The organism is Streptomyces musisoli (assembly GCF_016741855.1).
Taxonomy (GTDB): domain Bacteria; phylum Actinomycetota; class Actinomycetes; order Streptomycetales; family Streptomycetaceae; genus Streptomyces; species Streptomyces musisoli.
The window spans coordinates 516,663-535,390 of record NZ_JAERRH010000004.1 but is presented as its reverse complement, the minus strand read 5'-3'; the positions used below and the strand labels follow the sequence as shown (position 1 = coordinate 535,390).

Annotated in this window: 17 protein-coding genes; 9 read left to right on the top strand and 8 right to left on the bottom strand. The window is 71.3% G+C overall.

Annotated features, from left to right (window positions below):
• Positions 1-13: 13 nt before the first annotated feature.
• Together JK361_RS15025 and JK361_RS15020 are read left to right on the top strand one after the other, a co-directional pair.
• Positions 14-631 carry a lamin tail domain-containing protein gene (locus JK361_RS15025; RefSeq protein ID WP_307787258.1) on the top strand — a complete coding sequence of 206 codons (618 nt, stop codon included), beginning with the start codon at positions 14-16 and terminating at the stop codon, positions 629-631.
• A 275-nt stretch (positions 632-906) separates the two neighbouring features.
• Positions 907-2,250, top strand: a complete 1,344-nt coding sequence (locus tag JK361_RS15020; RefSeq protein ID WP_201817421.1) for a M14 family metallopeptidase — start codon at positions 907-909, stop codon at positions 2,248-2,250.
• A 3-nt stretch (positions 2,251-2,253) separates the two neighbouring features.
• On the opposite strand, the gene JK361_RS15015 is transcribed toward JK361_RS15020, so the two are convergent.
• The 5 genes from JK361_RS15015 to JK361_RS14995 all read right to left on the bottom strand — a co-directional run bounded on the left by JK361_RS15015 (position 2,254) and on the right by JK361_RS14995 (position 6,960).
• Complete coding sequence (locus tag JK361_RS15015) at positions 2,254-2,865, bottom strand: hypothetical protein (protein WP_201817419.1); 612 nt, start codon at positions 2,863-2,865, stop codon at positions 2,254-2,256.
• Positions 2,866-2,902: 37 nt separating this feature from the next.
• On the bottom strand, positions 2,903-4,381 hold the full coding sequence (locus tag JK361_RS15010; protein WP_201817417.1) for a GntP family permease: 1,479 nt from the start codon (positions 4,379-4,381) through the stop codon (positions 2,903-2,905).
• A 199-nt stretch (positions 4,382-4,580) separates the two neighbouring features.
• On the bottom strand, positions 4,581-4,991 hold the full coding sequence (locus tag JK361_RS15005; RefSeq protein WP_201817415.1) for a RidA family protein: 411 nt from the start codon (positions 4,989-4,991) through the stop codon (positions 4,581-4,583).
• Positions 4,992-5,050: 59 nt separating this feature from the next.
• Positions 5,051-5,815 (bottom strand): IclR family transcriptional regulator, encoded by a 765-nt coding sequence (locus JK361_RS15000; protein WP_201817414.1) that lies wholly within the window; start codon positions 5,813-5,815, stop codon positions 5,051-5,053.
• Positions 5,812-6,960, bottom strand: coding sequence for a sugar kinase (locus JK361_RS14995; protein WP_201817656.1), 1,149 nt, complete (start codon positions 6,958-6,960; stop codon positions 5,812-5,814). Before JK361_RS14995 ends, JK361_RS15000 begins: the two co-directional genes overlap by 4 nt.
• Positions 6,961-7,180: 220 nt before the next feature.
• Between JK361_RS14995 and JK361_RS14990 the strand changes: the two genes are divergently transcribed.
• Both JK361_RS14990 and JK361_RS14985 read left to right on the top strand, forming a co-directional pair.
• Positions 7,181-8,476 (top strand): amino acid deaminase, encoded by a 1,296-nt coding sequence (locus JK361_RS14990; RefSeq protein ID WP_201817412.1) that lies wholly within the window; start codon positions 7,181-7,183, stop codon positions 8,474-8,476.
• Positions 8,477-8,485: 9 nt separating this feature from the next.
• The gene (locus JK361_RS14985; RefSeq protein ID WP_201817410.1) at positions 8,486-10,096 is read left to right on the top strand and encodes an N-acyl-D-amino-acid deacylase family protein; all 1,611 of its coding nucleotides are present in this window, start codon (positions 8,486-8,488) and stop codon (positions 10,094-10,096) included.
• 19 nt (positions 10,097-10,115) lie between these two features.
• Here the strand turns inward: JK361_RS14985 and JK361_RS14980 are convergent, their stop codons facing one another.
• Complete coding sequence (locus tag JK361_RS14980) at positions 10,116-10,973, bottom strand: S1 family peptidase (protein WP_201817407.1); 858 nt, start codon at positions 10,971-10,973, stop codon at positions 10,116-10,118.
• Positions 10,974-11,607: 634 nt separating this feature from the next.
• Entirely contained in the window at positions 11,608-12,435 is an 828-nt protein-coding gene (locus JK361_RS14975; protein ID WP_236052929.1) for a hypothetical protein, read from the bottom strand.
• Between the two features lie 126 nt (positions 12,436-12,561).
• Between JK361_RS14975 and JK361_RS14970 the strand changes: the two genes are divergently transcribed.
• The 4 genes from JK361_RS14970 (at position 12,562) to JK361_RS14955 (ending at position 16,550) form a co-directional block, all read left to right on the top strand.
• Positions 12,562-13,773 (top strand): pyridoxal phosphate-dependent aminotransferase, encoded by a 1,212-nt coding sequence (locus JK361_RS14970; protein ID WP_201817405.1) that lies wholly within the window; start codon positions 12,562-12,564, stop codon positions 13,771-13,773.
• Positions 13,774-13,862: 89 nt separating this feature from the next.
• Complete coding sequence (locus JK361_RS14965; protein WP_201817403.1) at positions 13,863-14,282, top strand: SCO4983 family protein; 420 nt, start codon at positions 13,863-13,865, stop codon at positions 14,280-14,282.
• 376 nt (positions 14,283-14,658) lie between these two features.
• Positions 14,659-15,279: a tetratricopeptide repeat protein gene (locus JK361_RS14960; RefSeq protein WP_201817401.1), complete on the top strand. Its 621-nt coding sequence runs from the start codon at positions 14,659-14,661 to the stop codon at positions 15,277-15,279.
• Positions 15,276-16,550 carry a glycosyltransferase gene (locus tag JK361_RS14955; protein WP_201817393.1) on the top strand — a complete coding sequence of 425 codons (1,275 nt, stop codon included), beginning with the start codon at positions 15,276-15,278 and terminating at the stop codon, positions 16,548-16,550. The genes JK361_RS14960 and JK361_RS14955 overlap by 4 nt, the downstream gene beginning before the upstream one ends.
• A 78-nt stretch (positions 16,551-16,628) precedes the next feature.
• Here the strand turns inward: JK361_RS14955 and JK361_RS14950 are convergent, their stop codons facing one another.
• Positions 16,629-17,723 (bottom strand): glycosyltransferase, encoded by a 1,095-nt coding sequence (locus tag JK361_RS14950; RefSeq protein WP_201817390.1) that lies wholly within the window; start codon positions 17,721-17,723, stop codon positions 16,629-16,631.
• A gap of 262 nt (positions 17,724-17,985) precedes the next feature.
• Here JK361_RS14950 and JK361_RS14945 point away from each other — a divergent pair, with 262 nt between their 5' ends.
• Positions 17,986-18,573, top strand: coding sequence for a tetratricopeptide repeat protein (locus JK361_RS14945; RefSeq protein ID WP_201817388.1), 588 nt, complete (start codon positions 17,986-17,988; stop codon positions 18,571-18,573).
• Positions 18,574-18,728: the final 155 nt, after the last annotated feature.

The window sequence follows — 18,728 nt, the reverse complement described above, 5'->3', positions numbered from 1 at the left end:
GGACCTCGTGTCCGTGTTCGTATCCGCTTCCGTGATCCGCCGCCGTGTCGCCACGGCCGCCGCAGCCGTCGTGGCCGCGACCGCTGTCGCGGGCGCCGTCGCCCCGCCGGCCTCGGCCGCCGATCGTGACCACAGCCGCTCGGACCGCTCGCACCACCGGGACGGCTCGCACCACCGGGACGGCTCACACCGCGAAGACAGCTCACAGATCGTCATCAGCGCCGCACAGCTGCCCTCGACGCCCCGGTACGACCGGTCCAACGCGGCCCTGAACAAGGAGTGGGTCGAGGTCGCCAACGACAGCCGTCGGGATGTGAACCTCGACGGGTGGACACTGTCGGACGAGGACGGCCACTCCTACACCTTCCGGCACTACCGGCTGCGGGCCCACCAGGCCGTCCGTGTCCACACCGGCTTCGGCCGGGACCGGAAGAACGACCTCTACCAGGACCGCAACCGGTCCGTGTGGGACAGCGAGCACGACACCGCGACCCTGCGCGACGACCACGGCCGCTTCATCGACTCCGCTTCCTGGGGGTACGACCGCAGTCACCGCGACGGCCACGGCACCCGCAATCACCCCGACCGCTCCGACCACCGCGACGGCGGACGGCCCGACCGTCACCGGTGACCCGCACCCGTCCGTGGGCCGGTGAGCGCTGACCCCCGCCCCGGCCCACGGCGCTCCTCCCCGGCAGCGCGCTACCCCCCAAAGTGGCGCGCTGCCGCTTCACGTCGCTCTGTTCGCGCCATCCCCTCCCCTACGCTTGACCTGATCATGCCAAGCCCTCACCATGAGCGCCAACCCGCACAGCGGACTCACAGGGAGCCCCCACCGACGGCCCCCGCGGGTCCGCATCCGCACGTCGCACGCGAACACCCCACCTCCACCCCCAAGGAGCGTTCATGCGACTTCGCATCCGCGGCGCCGGCGCACGCGGCGGCAGACGTACCGCCGCCCTCGGCGCGCTGCTGGCCCTCGCCCTCGCCGCCCCCGTCTCGGCCACCGCCGGCCACGCCAGTGCCGACGGCGTCCGGAAGGTCACGCCTTCCACGGACGACGTGAAGCAGTACGAGATCCACCAGTCCACGACTCCCGTGACACGTACGGCCATTCAGGCCACCGGGGTCACCGTCGACGAGGCCGACGAGGAGACCGTCGTCGTGTCCGGGCGGGCGGAGCAGATCCGCGCGCTGCGCCGGCTGGGGTACGACGTACAGCCCCTGGGTGCCGCTCCGCGGCGGTCCGGGGCGCGGCTGTACGACTTCCCCAGCGCCGACGCGAGGTACCACAACTACGCCGAGGCGAACGCCGAGATCGACCAGCGGCTGGCCGCCTACCCGGGCATCATGAGCAAACGGGTGATCGGGAAGTCGTACCAGGGGCGGGACATCATCGCCATCAAGGTCAGTGACAACGTCGCGACCGACGAGGACGAGCCCGAGGTGCTGTTCACCGCGCATCAGCACGCACGGGAGCATCTGACCGTGGAGATGGCCCTCTACCTGCTGCGCGAACTCGGCGCCGGGTACGGATCGGACTCCCGGATCACGAACATGGTGAACAGCCGGGAGATCTGGATCGTCCCCGATCTGAACCCGGACGGCGGGGAGTACGACATCGCCGGCGGGTCGTACCGGTCGTGGCGGAAGAACCGGCAGCCCAACTCCGGCTCCTCGGCCGTCGGTACGGACCTCAACCGGAACTGGGACTACAAGTGGGGCTGCTGCGGCGGGTCCTCCGGCAGCAAGTCCTCCGAGACCTACCGCGGTGCCTCTCCCGAGTCCGCGCCCGAGGTGAAGGTCGTCGCCGACTTCGTGCGCAGCCGGGTCGTCGGCGGCAAGCAGCAGATCAAGGCCGGTATCGACTTCCACACCTACAGCGAGCTGGTGCTGTGGCCGTTCGGGTGGACGTACAACGACACCGCGACCGGGATGACGGCCGACGACGCCGCCGCGTTCAAGGCCGTGGGGCAGAAGATGGCCGCCAGCAACGGGTACACCCCTGAGCAGTCCAGCGACCTGTACATCACGGACGGGTCGATCGACGACTATCTGTGGGGTACACAGAAGATCTTCGCCTACACCTTCGAGATGTATCCGACGTCCGCCTGGGACGGTGGGTTCTACCCGCCCGACGAGGTCATCGAGCGGGAGACCTCCCGTAACAAGGACGCCGTGTTGCAGCTGCTGGAGAACGCCGACTGTATGTACCGAGCCATCGGAAAGGCCGGCCAGTACTGCGGCTAGCGGCTACGCCTCCTCGAAGTAGGCGTCGAGGACCGCGTCCAGCTGCTCGTCCCACTCCTTGAAGCGCGCCCTGGCCGCCGCCTCGATCTCGATCGGGAACCAGCGGCGGTCAGGGGTGTGCACGGTGATCGTGTACCGCTTGCCGAAGCGGGGCGACTCCGTCTCCACCGCGGCGATCTCGTCCCAGCGGAACTCGCACGCCTCCTCGTCCAGGCTGAGGCGGACGCCCTTGCGGTCGGCCACTATCCTCGCCCGGCGGTCGGACGCCTCGAAGACCGGCCCGTCACCGGCGGCCTTCCCGGCGTCCTTCTCGTCGACGCCCGCCGCTTCGGCGACCACCGCCTCGGAGGACGCCGTCTCCGGGGACGCCGCTTCGGGGGACGCCGACCGCACCGAGTCCTCGACCGCCGCGTCGTCGGCCGTCGCCTTCCCGGTCGCCTCGGCAGCCTCGGCCGCGTCGGCCGCCGGCTCCTGCCCCTTCGCCGTCGGCCCCTTCGGGGCCGGGCCCGTGAGCCCGGGGATGAAGGCCGGGTCGAAACCGGCGCCCGTCACGGGCTCGGCCTTCAACGGCTCGGCCTCCGACGGCTTGCTGCTCGATCCTATGCGCTGCTCCACGGCCGCAGTATGGACGACTTCCCTGTGCCGGAACCAGTCAGCTCACGAACACGCCCGCCACCGCTGCCACCACGAACCCCGCCAGCGACAGCACCGATTCCAGGATCGTCCAGGTCCGCAGCGTGTCCCGTTCGCCGATGCCGAAGTACTTGGCCACCATCCAGAAGCCGCCGTCGTTGACGTGCGAGGCGAAGATGGAGCCCGCCGAGATGGCCATGATGACCAGGGCGACGAAGGCCTGTGAGTGGTGACCCTCCGTCAGGAGCGGGGCCACGATGCCGGCCGTCGTCACGATCGCCACCGTCGCCGATCCCTGCGCCACCCGCAGCACCAGCGAGATCAGGTACGAGAGGACGATCACCGGCAGGCCCACGTCGTGGAAGGTGTCCGACAGCGCCTGCGCGACCCCGCTGGCCTTGAGTACGGCGCCGAAGACCCCGCCCGCGCCGACCACGAGCAGGATGTTGCCGACCGGCTTGAGGGACGCCGTCGACACCGTCTCCAGGGACTTGCGCGACCAGCCGCGGCGGATGCCGAGGAGGTAGTAGGCGAGGAGGAGGGCGATGGTGAGGGCGACGAAGGGGTTGCCGAAGAACTCCAGGACCGAGCGGCCGGGGGACGGGTCCAGGGCGATGGAGGAGAAGGTGGCCGCCAGGATCAGGATCAGGGGCGTGCCGATGATGGCCAGGACCGTGGCGAGCGGCACCGGATGCTCGCGCGGCGCGACGCCCTGGGCCCGCTGCTCGGCCACGACGGCCCGCTTCGCCTCCTCGGCGGCCTCCACCATGTCCTGCGGTACGGCGACGAAGATCCGCTTCCCGATCCAGGCGGCGTACGCCCAGGCGGCCAGTACGGCGGGCAGGCCGCAGACGATGCCCATGAGGACGACCCAGCCGAGCTGTACGTGCAGCAGGCCGGCGGCGGCGACCGGGCCCGGGTGCGGCGGCAGGAAGGCGTGGGTCATGGACAGCCCCGCGAGCAGGGGCAGGCAGTAGAGCAGGATCGACTTGCCGGACCGCTTGGCGGCGGCGTACACGATCGGCGCGAGGACGAAGATGCCGACGTCGAAGAAGACCGGGACGCCGAAGATGAGACCGGTCAGGCCCATCGCCAGGGGGGCTCGGCGCTCGCCGAACAGGGCCAGCAGGCGCGAGGCCAACACCTCGGCGCCGCCGCTGACTTCGAGGATCGCCCCGAGCATGGTGCCGAGGCCGATGATGATCGCGACGTGGCCGAGGATGCCGCCCATGCCGGACTCGATGGTGGAGACGGCGTCGGAGCGCTGGACGGTGCCGAAGAGTTCGGTCACCGAGAGGCCGGCCAGCAGGCCGACCGCTATGGAGACGGCGAGGAGGGCGACGAACGGCTGGAGCCTCGCCTTGATGATCAGGAAGAGCAGGAGGGCTATGCCGAGGGCGGCGACCGTGAGAAGGCCGGTGGTGCCGTCGACGAGGAGGAGCAGGCCTCCGGTGTGGGGTGGGGTGGTGGGGGCGGGTGCGGCGTGCGGAAAGGACATTCGGGGGTCCTCTTCGTAAGTGCATCGTGCTTTCGGGCAGGGGGGAGCGCGGCGCGGCACCCCGGGGAGTGCCGCGCCGTGCGGACGTACGGGAGTTACGGGATACGGGAGTGGGGAGGAGGGGGGAGGAAGGGGAGGAGGGGGGAGGGCGTCAGCTCACATCAGCTCGGTCGGCCCTCGTCGGCCCGGTCCGCTCGCGTCAGCTCAGTACGGCGAGCGCGTCGATCTCGATGAGGAGGCCGGCCGGCAGACCGACGTAGACCGTCGTGCGGGCGGCGGGCGGCTGGGTGAGGCCCTGCTCCTCGAAGTAGGCGTTGTAGATCTCGTTCATCTCGGCGAAGTGGTCCACGTCCGTCAGGTAGACGCGGATCATCATCACGTCGTCCCAGGTCGCGCCGCCCTCTTCCAGAATCGCCTTGACGTTGGCGAGGGTCTGGAGGGTCTGCTCGCGCAGGCCGGGGCCCGCGGGCGTCGGGGGCTTGCCCTCTTCGGCGGGCAGGAAACCGACCTGGCCGGCGACCTGGAGGATGTTGCCCTTCCTCACGCCGTGCGAGAACTTCGCGGGCGGGGTCGTGTGGGTCTTGGGGGTGAGCGCGGTCTTCTCGGTCATACGGGGGTGCCCTTCACTGGTGTTCCGGTCATGCGGGTCGCCCTCCACCGGTGTTCCGGTCATGCGGGGGTGCCCTTCACCGGTGTTCTTCCGGAGTACTCGCCGCTGATCGCGTCGGCCGTACGGCGGACCAGCGGAAGCAGGGTGAGGAGTTCCTCGGCGGTGACGACCACGTTCGGCGCGGACACGGACATCGCGGCGACGACCCGGCCGTCGGCGCCGCGGACGGGGGCGGCGACGCAGTTGATGGACTCCTCGTGGCCGCCGAGGTCGGTGGCCCAGCCCTGTTCGCGCACCGTGGCCAGTTCCTTCAGGAATGCCTCGGCGTTCGGGATCGAACGGGCCGTGTACAGGGGGTAGTCGAGCTGCTCGGCCAGGGCGCGGCGCTCGGCGGCGGGCAGGTCGGCGAGGAGCAGCTTGGCGACGGCCGCCACGGTGATGGCCACGGGCTTGCCGATCCGCGAGTACATGCGGACCGGGTAGCGGCTCTCCACCTTGTCGATGTACAGCACCTCCTTCTCCTCGTACACGGCGAGGTGGACGGTGTGGCCGCAGCTCTCGTTCAGCCGTACGAGGTGGGGGTGGGCGATCTCGCGGATGTCGAGGTTCTCCATCGCCTCCTGCGCGAGGGCGAAGAGGCGGGCGCCGAGGCGGTAGCGCTGGTCGGACTGGCGGTAGACCAGGCCGTGTTCGTGCAGGGTGCGCAGGAGGCGGAGGGCCGTGGACTTGTGCACGCCGAGGCGGTCGGCGACCTGTCCGAGGTCGGCGGGGCCCTCGGCGAGCAGCGGCAGGATGCTCAGGGCGCGGTCGACGGTCTGACTCATGGGATGTTCGCCTCCTCCTCGGCCTGCTCGGCTTGCGTCCAGCCGGGGCCGAGTCGAAGTCTCCCCCATGCGTCGTCGTCCAGGGCGGCGAGGCGGTCGGCGTGGTCGCGGGCGGGGGGTGTGGCGAGGTCGCCGGGGGTGGTGAGGGCGGCGGCGGCGAAGAGGTGGCCGTGCCGGAGGCGGTCCCGCAGGGGCAGCCGCCGGAGGGTGGCGGAGAGGAAGCCGGCGGCGAAGGCGTCCCCGGCGCCGACGTGGGCGACGACGTCCACGTCGGGTGCCGGCACGAAGACGGCGCGCCCGTCGGCGTCCTCGACCCCATCGGCGCCGCGGTCCGCGAACCCATCGGTGCCACGGCTCCCGAACCCGTCGGCGCCACGGTCCGCGAATCCATCGGTGCCACGGCCCCCGGCCCCATCGGCGCCGCGGTCCGAGAACCCATCGGCGCCGCGGTCCGCGAACCCCCCGGTGTCACGCTCGAACGCGGTCGCTCCGCCCCTGCCCTGTTTGACGACCACGATGGCCGGTCCGGGCAGTGCCTCCAGGATGGCCCTGCCGCCGTGCAGCCCCCAGGCCCGGCGGGCCTCGTCGTCGCCGACGAACACGATGTCGGCGCGCCGGGCGAGTTCCAGCAGCACCCGCGGGCCGTCGGCGTCCGCCCACAGCGCGGGGCGGTGGTTGACGTCGAAGGAGACCAGCGGGCGTCCGGGCCGGGGCGCGGTCAGCTCGCGCATCAGCTCCAGGCAGGTACCGGACAGCGCGGCGGTGATCCCTGACAGGTGCAGCACCCGCCCCGACCGCGCCGCCGCCAGGTCGACGTTGGCCACGGCCATGGCGGAGGCCGCGGAGCCGGCCCGGTAGTACGCCACCTCATGGGCGTCGGTGTCCCGGTCGGCCGCGGTGCGGAAGTAGATGCCGGTGGGCCGGTCCGGGTCGGTGCGCACGGCGCCGGTGTCGACCCCGTATCCGGTGATCCGCTCCACCAGGTGCTGCCCGAAGCCGTCCGCGCCCACCCGGCTCACCCAGCGTGCCGAGTGCCCGGCGGCCGCCAGGACGCAGGCCACGTTGGACTCCGCGCCGCCGATCGCGCGGTGGAAGGAGGGGACGTCCGCGAGGCGGCCCGGCCGGCCGGGCAGGAAGGTGACCATGGACTCGCCGAGCGCCACGACGTCCACGGGACGCACCGGCTCCCCCCGGTCCCCGGGGTCGTGCGCAACGGCAGAGACGTAAGCAGCGTCGTCGATGATGGCTCCTGTCGATGGCCGGGCGGCGACTCCGTTGACCCGGTGTTCGGCGAGATGCTAGACACCAGTAAGCACCGCATGCAATGACCGTTGCACATAATGCAACAGTCGAGAGAGGGGCTCGATGAGCACCGAAGCGCTCGCCCGCCAGGCCGCGGAACGCCTCGCCCGCCTTGCCGAGGAACGCGTCGACCACCGCTTCAAGGGCCTCCCGCCGGACGCCGACGGACTGACCGTCGCCGAGCTGGCCGCCCAGCGCCGCAACCTCTTCCGGGACGGCGACGGCTTCACCAGCCCCGTCCTCGCCCTGTCGGCCGAGCGCCTGGAGCACAACCTCGCGCTGATGGAGGAGTACGCCTCCCGGCACGGCCTGGCCTTCGCCCCGCACGGCAAGACCTCGATGGCCCCGCAGCTCTTCCGGCGCCAGATCGAGCACGGCGCCTGGGGCATCACGCTGGCGGTGCCCCACCAGGTGCGGGTGGCGCGGGCGTTCGGGATCCGGCGGGTCTTCCTCGCCAACGAGCTGGTGGACGCCTCCGCCCTGCGCTGGATCGCCGGAGAGCTGGCCGCCGACCCGGAGTTCCGTTTCGTCTGCTATGCCGACTCCGTGCGCGGGGTGGAGCTGATGGCCGCCGCCCTGCGCGGCGCCGCGCGCCCGGTGGACGTGGTCGTGGAGCTGGGTGCGGGCGAGGGGGCCCGGACCGGCGTGCGCACCGAGGCCGAGGGCGCGGCCGTCGCGCGGGCCGTGGCCGCCGCACCGGCCCTGCGGCTGGTCGGGGTGGCGGGCTACGAGGGCGAGGTGCCGAAGGCGGATCCGGAACGCGTACGGTCCTATCTGCGGCGGCTGGTGGCGCTGGCCGCCGGGCTGGACGAGGGCGGACACTTCGGGGACGCGGAGGAGATCGTGGTGAGCGCGGGCGGCAGCGCCTGGTTCGACGCGGTGGCGGACGTCTTCGCCGAGATCCCGGGGCTCTCCCGGCCCGTGCTGAAGCTGCTGCGCTCGGGCGCGTACGTCTCGCACGACGACGGGCACTACAGCAGGCTCACCCCGTTCACCCGGGTCCCCGAGGAGGGCGCCCTGGAGCCCGCCTTCCGGCTGTGGGCGCAGGTGGTCTCCCGTCCCACCCCCGAGCAGGCCTTCGCCAACGCGGGCAAGCGGGACGCCGCCTACGACCTGGACCTGCCGGCCGCCCAGGTGGTACGCCGGGACGGTGTCGAGCGCCCGGCCACCGGCATCACCGTGACCGGCCTGTCCGACCAGCACGCCTGGCTGCGCACGGACCCGGAGGCGGACGTCGAGGTCGGCGACTGGATCGGTCTCGGCCTGTCCCACCCGTGCACGTCGTTCGACAAGTGGCAGCTGATCCCGGTCGCCGAGGCGGACGGCACGGTCGTCGACTACATCCGTACGTTCTTCTAGGAGGTACGCGTGGAGGACCTGGTCATCCGGGACGCCGACGTCGTCGACGGCAGCGGGGCGGACTCCTACCGCGCCGACGTCGTGGTCGACGGCGGCCGGATCGTCTCCATCGTCAAGGAGGCGGCCGCCGCCGGCTGCCAATGGCCGCGCGCCGTGCGGGAGGTGAACGCCGAGGGCCTGGTCCTCTCCCCCGGCTTCATCGACATGCACGCCCACTCCGACCTGGCCCTGCTGCGCGACCCCGACCACAGCGCGAAGGCCGCGCAGGGGGTCACGCTGGAGGTCCTCGGCCAGGACGGGCTCTCGTACGCGCCGGTCGACGACCGCACCCTGGAGGAGGTGCGGCGGGCGATCACCGGGTGGAACGGGTACGGCGACGACATCGACTTCGACTGGCGGTCGGTCGGCGAGTACCTCGACCGCCTGGACCGGGGCATCGCCGTCAACGCGGCCTATCTGATCCCGCAGGGCACGGTCCGGGCGCTCGCCGTCGGCTGGGAGGACCGGGCGGCGACGCCCGCGGAGCTGGACCGGATGCGGCGGCTGGTGGCCGAGGGGCTGGAACAGGGCGCGGTCGGGCTGTCCTCCGGCCTCACCTACACCCCGGGCATGTACGCCGGGGACGCCGAACTGACCGAGCTGTGCCGGGTGGTGGCCGCGTACGGCGGCTACTACTGCCCCCACCACCGCTCCTACGGCGCCGGCGCCCTGGAGGCCTACGCCGAGATGGTCGCCCTGACCCGGGAGGCGGGCTGCCCGCTGCACCTGGCGCACGCGACGATGAACTTCGGCGTGAACAAGGGCCGGGCACCCGAGCTGCTGGCCCTGCTCGACCGGTCCCTGGACGAGGGGGCCGACATCACGCTGGACACCTATCCGTACACCCCCGGCTGCACGACCCTCGCCGCGCTGCTGCCGAGCTGGGCGAGCGAGGGCGGCCCGGAGGAGATCCTGGCCCGGCTGGCCGATCCGGCGACGGCCGGGCGGATCCGGCACGACCTGGAGGTCACCGGCTCGGACGGCTGTCACGGGGTGCCGGTGGAGTGGGAGACGATCGAGATCTCCGGGGTGACCGATCCGGCCCTCGGCGACTTCGTGGGCCGCAGCGTCCGCGAGTCGGCGGACCTGCGCGGCGAGTCCCCGTGGGCCACGGCGCACCGCCTCCTGGTGGGCGACCGGCTCGGTACGACGATCCTCCAGCACGTCGGCCACGAGGAGAACGTCCGCGCGATCATGCGGCACCGCGCGCACACCGGCGGCTCCGACGGCATCCTGCGGGGCACCAAGCCGCACCCGCGCGCGTACGGCACCTTTCCGCACTATCTCGGCCACTACGTGCGGGAGTCGGGCGTGCTGACGCTGGAGGAGTGCGTCGCCCACCTCACCTCCCGGCCCGCGGCGCGGCTGCGACTGCCGGACCGCGGGCTGGTGCGCGAGGGGTACCGGGCCGACCTGGTCCTGTTCGACCCGGAGACGGTCGCGCCCGGTGCCACCTTCGCCGAGCCCCGGGCGCTGCCGTCCGGGATCCCGCACGTGCTGGTCGACGGCCGGTTCGTCGTCGAGGACGGCCGCCGGACGGACGTGCTGGCGGGGCGGGCGGTCCGTCGCACTCCGGTGTGACCGCCCGGCCCCTGCCGGGCTACGGCTTGGGCAGGGTGCAGCCGGCCGCGTTCAGGTCGAGCTTGTTGCCGGTGGTGAAGCAGGCCGGGATGTTGTAGATCTCCTGGGCGTAGTTGATGCCCTGGCGGACGGTGACGTTGCCGTTGGCGTCGACCTCGCACGGGTTGTTCACCGTGCACCGCTGGCCGTCCTCGTTGCCGGTGTTGTTGACGGCGACGACCTTGCCGGTGGCGGTGTCGATGACCGGGGAGCCGGAGGTGCCGCCGATGGTGTTGCAGGCGGAGGTGTAGCGGACCGAGTCCTTGAAGGTCCAGTCACCCTCCTTCAGCCGGTACACGAACCCGTCGACGTTGCAGCTGTAGATGCGCTTCCAGTAGCCGGAGACCACCTTGATGGCGGTGCCGGCCGTGGGGTGCGTGTCCTGCACGGTGAGCGGGCTGATCCCGTACGAGCTCTTGATCTTCGCGTACGTGGTGGTGGTGCGGTAGATGGTGACGTCCGTGTCGGTCATGGTCGAGTAGACGACCTGGTTGGCACGGAGGGTCGCGATCCGGCTGCCGGCGGAGTTCAGCAGGCCGAAGGAACGGCTGGAGGACTGGCCGGTGATGACCTCGCCGGCCGCGGGCATGCCGGTCTCCAGGCAGTGGCCGTTGGTCAGCACGAGGGCGGGGTCGGTGTCGGCGGAGTTGGGGAAGCGGATGACGGAGCCGGAGCAGTTGCTGAGCGAGACGGTGCCGGCGAAGTCGACCGTGGCCTTGACGGCCTGGGCGGAGTGCGGGGCGGTCTTGACGGCGGTGTGCGGGGCGGCGATCGCCGGAGTCGCGCCGAGCCCGGCTATCGCCAGGGAGGAAAGCGCGGCAAGGAGAGGCTTGTTCACGTGGGGGTCCCCTCTTACGACATGGGCGACCGGAGGGGTTCCGGCCGCCCGCTGGGTTGTCATGCGCATTGTCGACAGGGGGGAGGGGTGGGGACAAGGAGTCGCGTCAGGTCATAGGGGTTTCCCTGTGCCGCACGCCGATCACCTCATGTCCCGAAAGGACAGCTTTCCGCACCGCGCGCCACCCCTCATGTCCCGCCGGCACAGCTTCTCCCGCACCGCGCGCCGCTCACCCCACGTCCCGCCGGCGCAGCCTTTCCCGCACCGCGCGCCGCTCACCTCACGCCCCCCGTACTGGTTCTCCCGCACGGCACGGCGATCACCCCGTGTCCCGCCGGGACTTGACGAACACGGCGCCGAAGAGGGCGAGGCCCTTCACCACGACATGCGGCGCCCCCGGCCGCCCCCTCCCGCGGGCCCCGCGCCCGCGAACCAGCCCAGCCGATGAGCCGGCGGCCAACGCGATTGGCGAGCGGGGCAACCGGATTGGCGAGCGGGTCAACGCGATCGGCGAGCGGGTCAACGCGATCGGCGAGCGGGTCAACCCGATCGGCGAGCGGGCCAACCCGATCGGCAACCGGGGAAACCCGATCGGCGAGCCGACGCAGCCGGCGGGCCGCGCGTGGCCGTCCGGTCAGCGGGGCCGTTTCGTCCGGCCGTGGCCGCGGCCGCGGCTCCAGGGGCTGTCGGTCGCCGTCGGGGCGGCGGACGACGCCGTGGGGGCGGGGGTGGTGGAGGCCGAGGACGTGGCCGACGGGCTGCCGCTCGTCTCGCGCGGGTCGGTGCCGGTGCCGGCACCGGTGCCGCCGGTCGGGGGTGCGGTCGAGGCCGACGGCGTGGCAGCGGCGGACCGGACGGCGGCGGAGACCGTCGCGGCCGGGGCGGAGGCGGAGGGGTGGTCCGGGTCCGCGCCGCCGTCGGTCGCGTCGGTCGCGGGGCCGTCGGCCACCCGCCCGCCGTCCGCGGGGCGGGACCCGTCCGGGGAACCCGATCCGGCCAGTGCGGCGATCACCGCGACGGTGCCGGCCACCCCGAGGGCGCCGGCGACGACCGCCAGCCGCCGGCGGCCTCCCTGACGCCGCCGCGCCCGCCGTCGCCCGGCACGCCCGCCGGGTTCGGCGCGCCCCGCAGAGGGTTCGGCGCGCCCCGCAGAGGGCTCTGCGCGCCCCGCAGAGGGCTCCGCGCGGCCCGCAGAGGGCTCCGCGCGCTCCCCAGAGGGCTCCGCGCGGCCCGCGGAGGGCTCTGCGCGTCCTTCGCCGGGCCCGGGGCCCGGAGGTATCGGGGGCAGCTCGCGCGTCTCGTCGTACGCGTTCTGCCAGCCGTGCGCGGCGGCGGGGTCGGCGTACTCCTCGTACGCGGGGGCTGGAGCCGGCAACGGCTGGTACACGGACGGCCGGACCCCGGGCGCGCCGCCCGTTCCGTCCGTGCCGTACCCCGCCTCGTGCTCCCGTTCCGTGGACATGCCAGCGGATTGTAGGGACGCAAGTGACTCCTGAGACACCCGGCAGCGTTTTCCGGGCAAACGTCCGTGTCTCACGTGGCGGAAAACACGACCCACGAGACATAACCGGGTCGTAAGCTCACGGACATGCAGGTGATCCAGTCGACCAAGCTCGCCAACGTCTGTTACGAGATCCGGGGTCCGGTACTCGAAGAGGCCATGCGGCTGGAGGCGGCGGGCCACCGCATCCTCAAGCTCAACACCGGAAACCCGGCAGCCTTCGGTTTCGAGTGCCCGCCGGAGATCCTGGAGGACATCCTCCGCAACGTCTCCACCGCGCACGGCTACGGCGACGCCAAGGGCCTGCTCGCCGCCCGCCGCGCGGTCGTGATGCACAACCAGACCCTCGGCATCGAGACGGACGTCGAGCACGTCTTCATCGGCAACGGCGTCTCCGAGCTGATCGTGATGGCGATGCAGGGCCTGCTGGACGACGGCGACGAGGTCCTCGTACCGGCCCCGGACTACCCGCTGTGGACGGCGGCCGTCTCCCTGTCCGGCGGCACGGCGGTGCACTACCGCTGCGACGAGCAGTCCGACTGGATGCCCGACCTCGCCGACATCGAGCGCAAGGTCACCGACCGCACCAAGGCGATCGTCGTCATCAATCCGAACAACCCCACGGGCGCCGTCTACGACGAGGCCATGCTCAAGGGGCTGACGGACATCGCCCGCCGGCACAACCTGCTGGTCTGTTCCGACGAGATCTACGACAAGATCCTCTACGACGGCGCCACGCACACCCCGACCGCCAAGATCGCCCCCGACCTGCTCACCCTCACCTTCAACGGCATGTCGAAGGCGTACCGGGTGGCCGGCTACCGCGTCGGGTGGATGTCGATCTCCGGTCCGCGCGCCCACGCCGACTCCTACATCGAGGGCCTGACGATACTGGCGAACATGCGGCTGTGCGCCAACATGCCGGGCCAGCACGGGGTGGTCGCCGCGCTCAGCGGGCGCCAGTCGATCAACGACCTGGTGCTGCCCGGCGGGCGGCTGAAGGAGCAGCTGGACACCGCGTACGAGCTGCTGACCCAGATCCCCGGGGTGAGCTGCGTACGGCCGAAGGGCGCGCTGTATCTCTTCCCGCGCCTGGACCCGCAGGTCTTCAAGATCAAGGACGACCGGCGGATGGTCCTGGACCTGCTGCGCCAGGAGAAGATCATGGTCGTGCAGGGCACCGGCTTCAACTGGCCCGAGCCGGATCACTTCCGGGTGGTGACCCTGCCGACGGTCGGCGATCTGCGTGACGCGGTGACCAGGATCGGCAACTTCCTGGACGGATACAGCCAACCGTAGTCGACGGACTCCACTCCGTGACACGACTCAACTTTAGACGAAATCCAAGCTAGGATGGCTTCCTGTCAGCGCACAGGAGGCCATCCACCATGTACGAACCGATCCGCACCAAGTCGGTCCACACCACGATGGCCGGCACCGCCTCCGACTTCCCCCACCGGTCGCGCGAGGAGGAGCTGGACATCCAGCTCGCCGGGCACCTCGCCGCGCTGCTCGCGGTCACCGACGAGCTGCGCGCCCTGACGCCGTCCGCCGACCTGGACACGGCCGCCGAGCGCCTCACGGCGCAGGTGGCCCGGCTGCGGGGAGGGCGTACGCCACTGCGTGCGGCGCCGCCCGCGGCGGGCGACCCGGGCGCGCTGCACCGGCGGGCGCACGCGCTCGCCGGGCGGGCGCTGGTGGTGGCCGCCTCGCGCGCGGACACCGCCGCGGCGATCCTCGCGGCCGAACGGATGGACGCCCACAGCGACGCCCTGTCCGGGCCGAAGGAACTCAGCCCGGCCAACTGACCCCGCCCAGGGTCCCTCTGTCGGCCCCGGTCCGCGTGCACCCGCAGCGACGCGCGGACCGGGCGCCATGAACCGCCGTCGCCCTCCCGGGACACCTCGCGTCCGGCCCTCCCGTCGGGGCGCGGCGTCGGTGAACGGACGCGGCGAGCAGCCGGAGTGCCGCGGCGGACGGTGACTCCGGTTCGGCGTCGAGCACGACCAGGCGCTGTCCCGCGTCGGCCGGAAAGGCCGTTTCACGACTCGTGCTTTCGAGTGGTTCGCACGCCCAACGCGCTTGCGGAACGCGGCCCGGTCGGGGCGGCCTCGTAACCTCTGTGCCTGCCACCTGGGATTAGCAACACCCAGCCGTAATCCACCATCCACGAGATGTGACAAAGTGAAACGCAAGGTTTTGCTGGTAGCGCTCACCGGTGCGGCTGCCGTTGCCACCGGAGTCACGACGTGGGCGATCGAGTCCCACTCGGCGGCGACCTCGGAATCATCGGAATCAAAGGCCCCGGCGGAGACCAGGGACGCCGACTGGTATTTACAGAGGGGCATCCTCCAGGAGAAGTACCAGGATCCCCCAGCCGCCGCCAAGTCCTACTCCCGCGTGCTGGAACTGGAACCGCGGAACAAATTCGCCTGGTACAACCTGGGACACCTCGCACATCAGGCAGGCCGTACGGCCGACGCCCGCGCGGCCTACGAAGAGGCCCTGAAGACCGACCCGGCCTTTCCGCCGGCTCTCTTCAACGAGGCGGTCCTGCTGGAATCGAGCGACCCGGAAAAGGCCGTCACGCTCCTGGAACGTGCCGTCGTAGCCGATCCGAAAGCGGCCACCGCACATCTGCATCTCGGACGTATCTGGGCGCGGCAGGACCGTGACCGCAAAGCCACGGACGAGTTCCGCCGCACGGTCGCCATCGATCCTTCGCTGCTCTCTCAGGTACCGGAGGAATTCCGTGATTCCGCCGACCCGTCATCCACTTCGAGCGAAGCAGGGAGCGACAGTTGACGTCGACCGCAACACCGAGGTTCTCCGTCTTCACCCCCAGCCACCAGCCTCGTTTCCTCGACGAGTGCCTGCGGACCCTGCAAGCGCAGACGTGCTCCGACTGGGAGTGGATCGTCCTGCTCAACAACGGCGCCCGGTGGCGGCCGGAGCGGGCCGACGACCGGGTCCGGGTGGAGATCGCGGACAACCTCAAGGGTGTCGGAGCGGCCAAGCGCAGGGCGTGTGAACTGGCCCGCGGCGAGATCCTCGTCGAACTCGACCACGACGACCTGCTGGCTAAGGCCTGCCTGGCCCAGCTCGGCAAGGCCTTCGACGCGCACCCCGAGGCCGTCTTCGTCTACAGCAACACCGCGCAGATCACCGAGGACGGCAAGCGGGACGACAGCCGCTTCGACGAGACGTGCGGCTGGCAGTACGAGGAGGTGCGGGTCGACGGCCGCAAGCTGCTTCAGGTCGTCTCCCTGGCGCCGACCCCGCACAACGTCGCCTACATCTGGTTCGCGCCCAACCACGTCCGCGCCTTCCGCAAGGAGAGCTACGAGAAGGCCGGCGGCTACAACCCCGACCTCACGGTCCTGGACGACCAGGACCTGATGTGCCGTCTCTTCCACGTCGGCGACTTCCACCACATCAACCGCTGCCTGTACCTGCAGCGGCTCCACCCCTCGAACACCCAGCGCGACCCGGAGATCAACGCGCAGATCCAGCGCGACACGGTCGCCCTGTACGACAAGTACATCGAGGCCAACGCCCTCGCCTGGACCCACCGGCGCGGACTGCTGGCCCTGGACCTCGGTGCCGCCCACCGCAAGCCGCCGGGGTACCTCGGCGTGGACCAGCGGCCGGGCGAGGGCGTCGACATCGTCGCGACGCTGCCCGGGAAGCTGGATCTGCCCGACGCCTCCGTCGGCCTGATGCGTGCGGTGGACTTCCTCGAGTACGTGCCCGCGAAGGTCCCGTTGATCAACGAGCTCTACCGGCTGCTGGCGCCCGGCGGGATGCTCCTCACCGTGACGCCCAGCTCCGACGGGCGGGGGGCGTACCAGGACCCGGCGCATGTGGCCTACTACAACGAGAACTCGTTCTGGTATTACACGGACAACCAGTACCGCGCCTTCGTGCCGGACCTCGAGGCCCGGTTCCAGTCGTCCCGGCTGGTCACCTACTTCCCCAGCGAGTTCCACTCCAGGAACAACATCTCGTACGTGGTCGCCAACCTCATCGCGATGAAGGACGGCACTCCGCGGCACGGGGGGAAGCTGCTGGTCTAGCTCGCGCGAACGTCAGGCGCCCGGCCGGGAGGTTCCGCCGGGCGCCTTCCGCGTTCCATGGGCCGGAACCACTCCGCCTCAGGCCCCGACGAGGCGCCCGGCGAGAAGGTGGCGCCGGGAGAGTTCGAGGTTCCGCAGGACGCGGTCACGGTGCTCGGCGGGCAGCCTGTCGCCCGCCAGCAGCCGTTCGCAGCAGCTCTGCGACTCCTCGTACTCCCCGACCCAGTAGGCGGAGACCGCGAGTTCGTCGAGCGCGCCCCAGCGGTACCAGTCGGACTCGATGAACATGTGGTCGGTGCTCGGATACGGAAGCTGTGCCGCCTGCCGCGCGAACAGGTGGGCGAGCGGCCAGCGCCCCCCGTCGAGGCGGCACCAGCGCGCGAGTTCGCCCAGCGCCTCGGCGCGCGCGGGCCGGCTCTCGTACGCGGCCAGGTAGCGTGCCATCACCTCGGCGGGCGGCCGCGCCAGCTCTACGGCGAGCTGGGCGGCGAACAGACGGGCGCAGAAGACCTCCTCGTCCCGGCCGCCCATGGTCACGCGGCGGTCGTAGGCCTCGATCGCCTTCTCCCGCTCGCCGGCGTTGCGGTAGCTCTGACCGAGGTAGAACATGTAACGCCCGTTGCCGGGTTCCTCGACCAGACCCTGCCGGAGGGTCTCGGCGTCCGTCAGGTACTTCTCCCGGACACTCCTGCCCCTGCTGCGTCCCCCGCCGCCCACGACGACGATGGTGGCGCCTTCCAGCGTCCCGAGGGTGTACTGGTCATCGCAGTCGAGGTACTCGTGCAGGACGCCGACGTACCGCCACGGCAGCCGGGTCGAGACCAGGGCCCGGCGCCGGTAGGCGTACGGCCCGCTGCGGACGGTGAACCGGTAGGCGTCGAGCGCCAGCTCCGGCAGCCGGCCGCCGGGCGGTACCTCCATCACGTCGTCGGCGTCCATGAAGAGCAGGTAGTCGGCACACGCGCGGGCGAGTCCGATCGCCTCGGTACGGCTGCCGTCGAAACCCTTCCAGGGCCGCTCGTGCAGTTCGCCGGGGAGGTCGCGATAGACGTCACGGACGATGTCCTGCGTTCCGTCGGTCGAGCCGGTGTCCACGATGACCCAGGTGTCGATCAAGGGCCGTACGGATTCGAGACAACGCCGGATCACCGGGGCCTCATTCTTGACGATCATGTTCAGACAGACCGTTGACTTCACGGCCACCATCCAATCCAGCCGCTGAATTCCACGCAAAGAGGCCGGGCCGAGATCATTCGCACGACTCGTGCATTCGAGTGGTCTGAACGGCCCGCACGCCTGCCCCACGGCGGCTTCAAAGCGGCCGCCTCGTAACGTCGTTGTCTGCCACCTGAGACAAGCCGGGTCCATCCGTCCGCCACCTTCCAGGAAAAGTGACACAGTGAAACGTACGAGCTTGTGGGCAGGGATCGCCGCAATGGCGACGGCTGCCACCGGGGTGATCGTCTGGGCGACCCTTTCCCCCTCGTCCGGGGCGTCCGCGCCGAAACCGGCTTCCGCGCCCGCGGGGGCATCCGCGTCCGCGCCGGACACCAAGGCCCAGGACGCCAAATCGGCGGGCGCGCTGCTGCGGTCCGCCCTCGATCGCCAGATGCACCAGGATCTCTCCGGCGCCGCCGAGGAATACCGGCGTGTTCTGCAACTGGACGCCAGGAACAAGAACGCCTGGTACGGCCTCGGGGTCATCGCACAGCAGAATGGCAGGGCCGCGGAGGCCCGGAAGAACTTCGAGAAGGCTCTCGAGATCGATCCGCACTTCATGTCCGCCCTTTACAGCGAGGCGTTCATGCTGCGGTCCACCGAGCCGGACCAGGCCATCGAACTCCTCCAGCGGGCCTCCGCCGCCAATCCGAAGGTGGCCGCCGTCCACCTGCAACTGGGTCAGCTCCTGGCGGAGGCGGACCGGGAGGACGAGGCCGAGGACGCGTTCCGCCGCGCGGTCGGGGCCGATCCCAAGGTCCTCTCCCAGGTGCCGGAGAAGTTCCGGGACGCCGTGTCCGGGTGATCGCCCGGCCATCGGGCGGGCGCCCGGCGGACCATGGGGTTCCGCCGGGCGTCCGCCATCCCCTGCCGGCAGAACACCGCCCGCCCGTCCTCCGGGCGGACGACGGGGACGCAAGGACGGGGCCTCGGGCCTCTCGTTTGGATCACGCCGGGCTC

Coding starts and splice junctions, on each gene's coding strand:
- JK361_RS15020 (WP_201817421.1), top strand. CDS start 907: ATGCGACTTCGCATCCGCGGCGCCGGCGCACGCGGCGGCAGACGTACC.
- JK361_RS15010 (WP_201817417.1), bottom strand. CDS start 4,381: ATGTCCTTTCCGCACGCCGCACCCGCCCCCACCACCCCACCCCACACC.
- JK361_RS15005 (WP_201817415.1), bottom strand. CDS start 4,991: ATGACCGAGAAGACCGCGCTCACCCCCAAGACCCACACGACCCCGCCC.
- JK361_RS15000 (WP_201817414.1), bottom strand. CDS start 5,815: ATGAGTCAGACCGTCGACCGCGCCCTGAGCATCCTGCCGCTGCTCGCC.
- JK361_RS14995 (WP_201817656.1), bottom strand. CDS start 6,960: ATGGTCACCTTCCTGCCCGGCCGGCCGGGCCGCCTCGCGGACGTCCCC.
- JK361_RS14990 (WP_201817412.1), top strand. CDS start 7,181: ATGAGCACCGAAGCGCTCGCCCGCCAGGCCGCGGAACGCCTCGCCCGC.
- JK361_RS14975 (WP_236052929.1), bottom strand. CDS start 12,435: ATGTCCACGGAACGGGAGCACGAGGCGGGGTACGGCACGGACGGAACG.
- JK361_RS14970 (WP_201817405.1), top strand. CDS start 12,562: ATGCAGGTGATCCAGTCGACCAAGCTCGCCAACGTCTGTTACGAGATC.
- JK361_RS14965 (WP_201817403.1), top strand. CDS start 13,863: ATGTACGAACCGATCCGCACCAAGTCGGTCCACACCACGATGGCCGGC.
- JK361_RS14950 (WP_201817390.1), bottom strand. CDS start 17,723: ATGATCGTCAAGAATGAGGCCCCGGTGATCCGGCGTTGTCTCGAATCC.
- JK361_RS14945 (WP_201817388.1), top strand. CDS start 17,986: ATGGCGACGGCTGCCACCGGGGTGATCGTCTGGGCGACCCTTTCCCCC.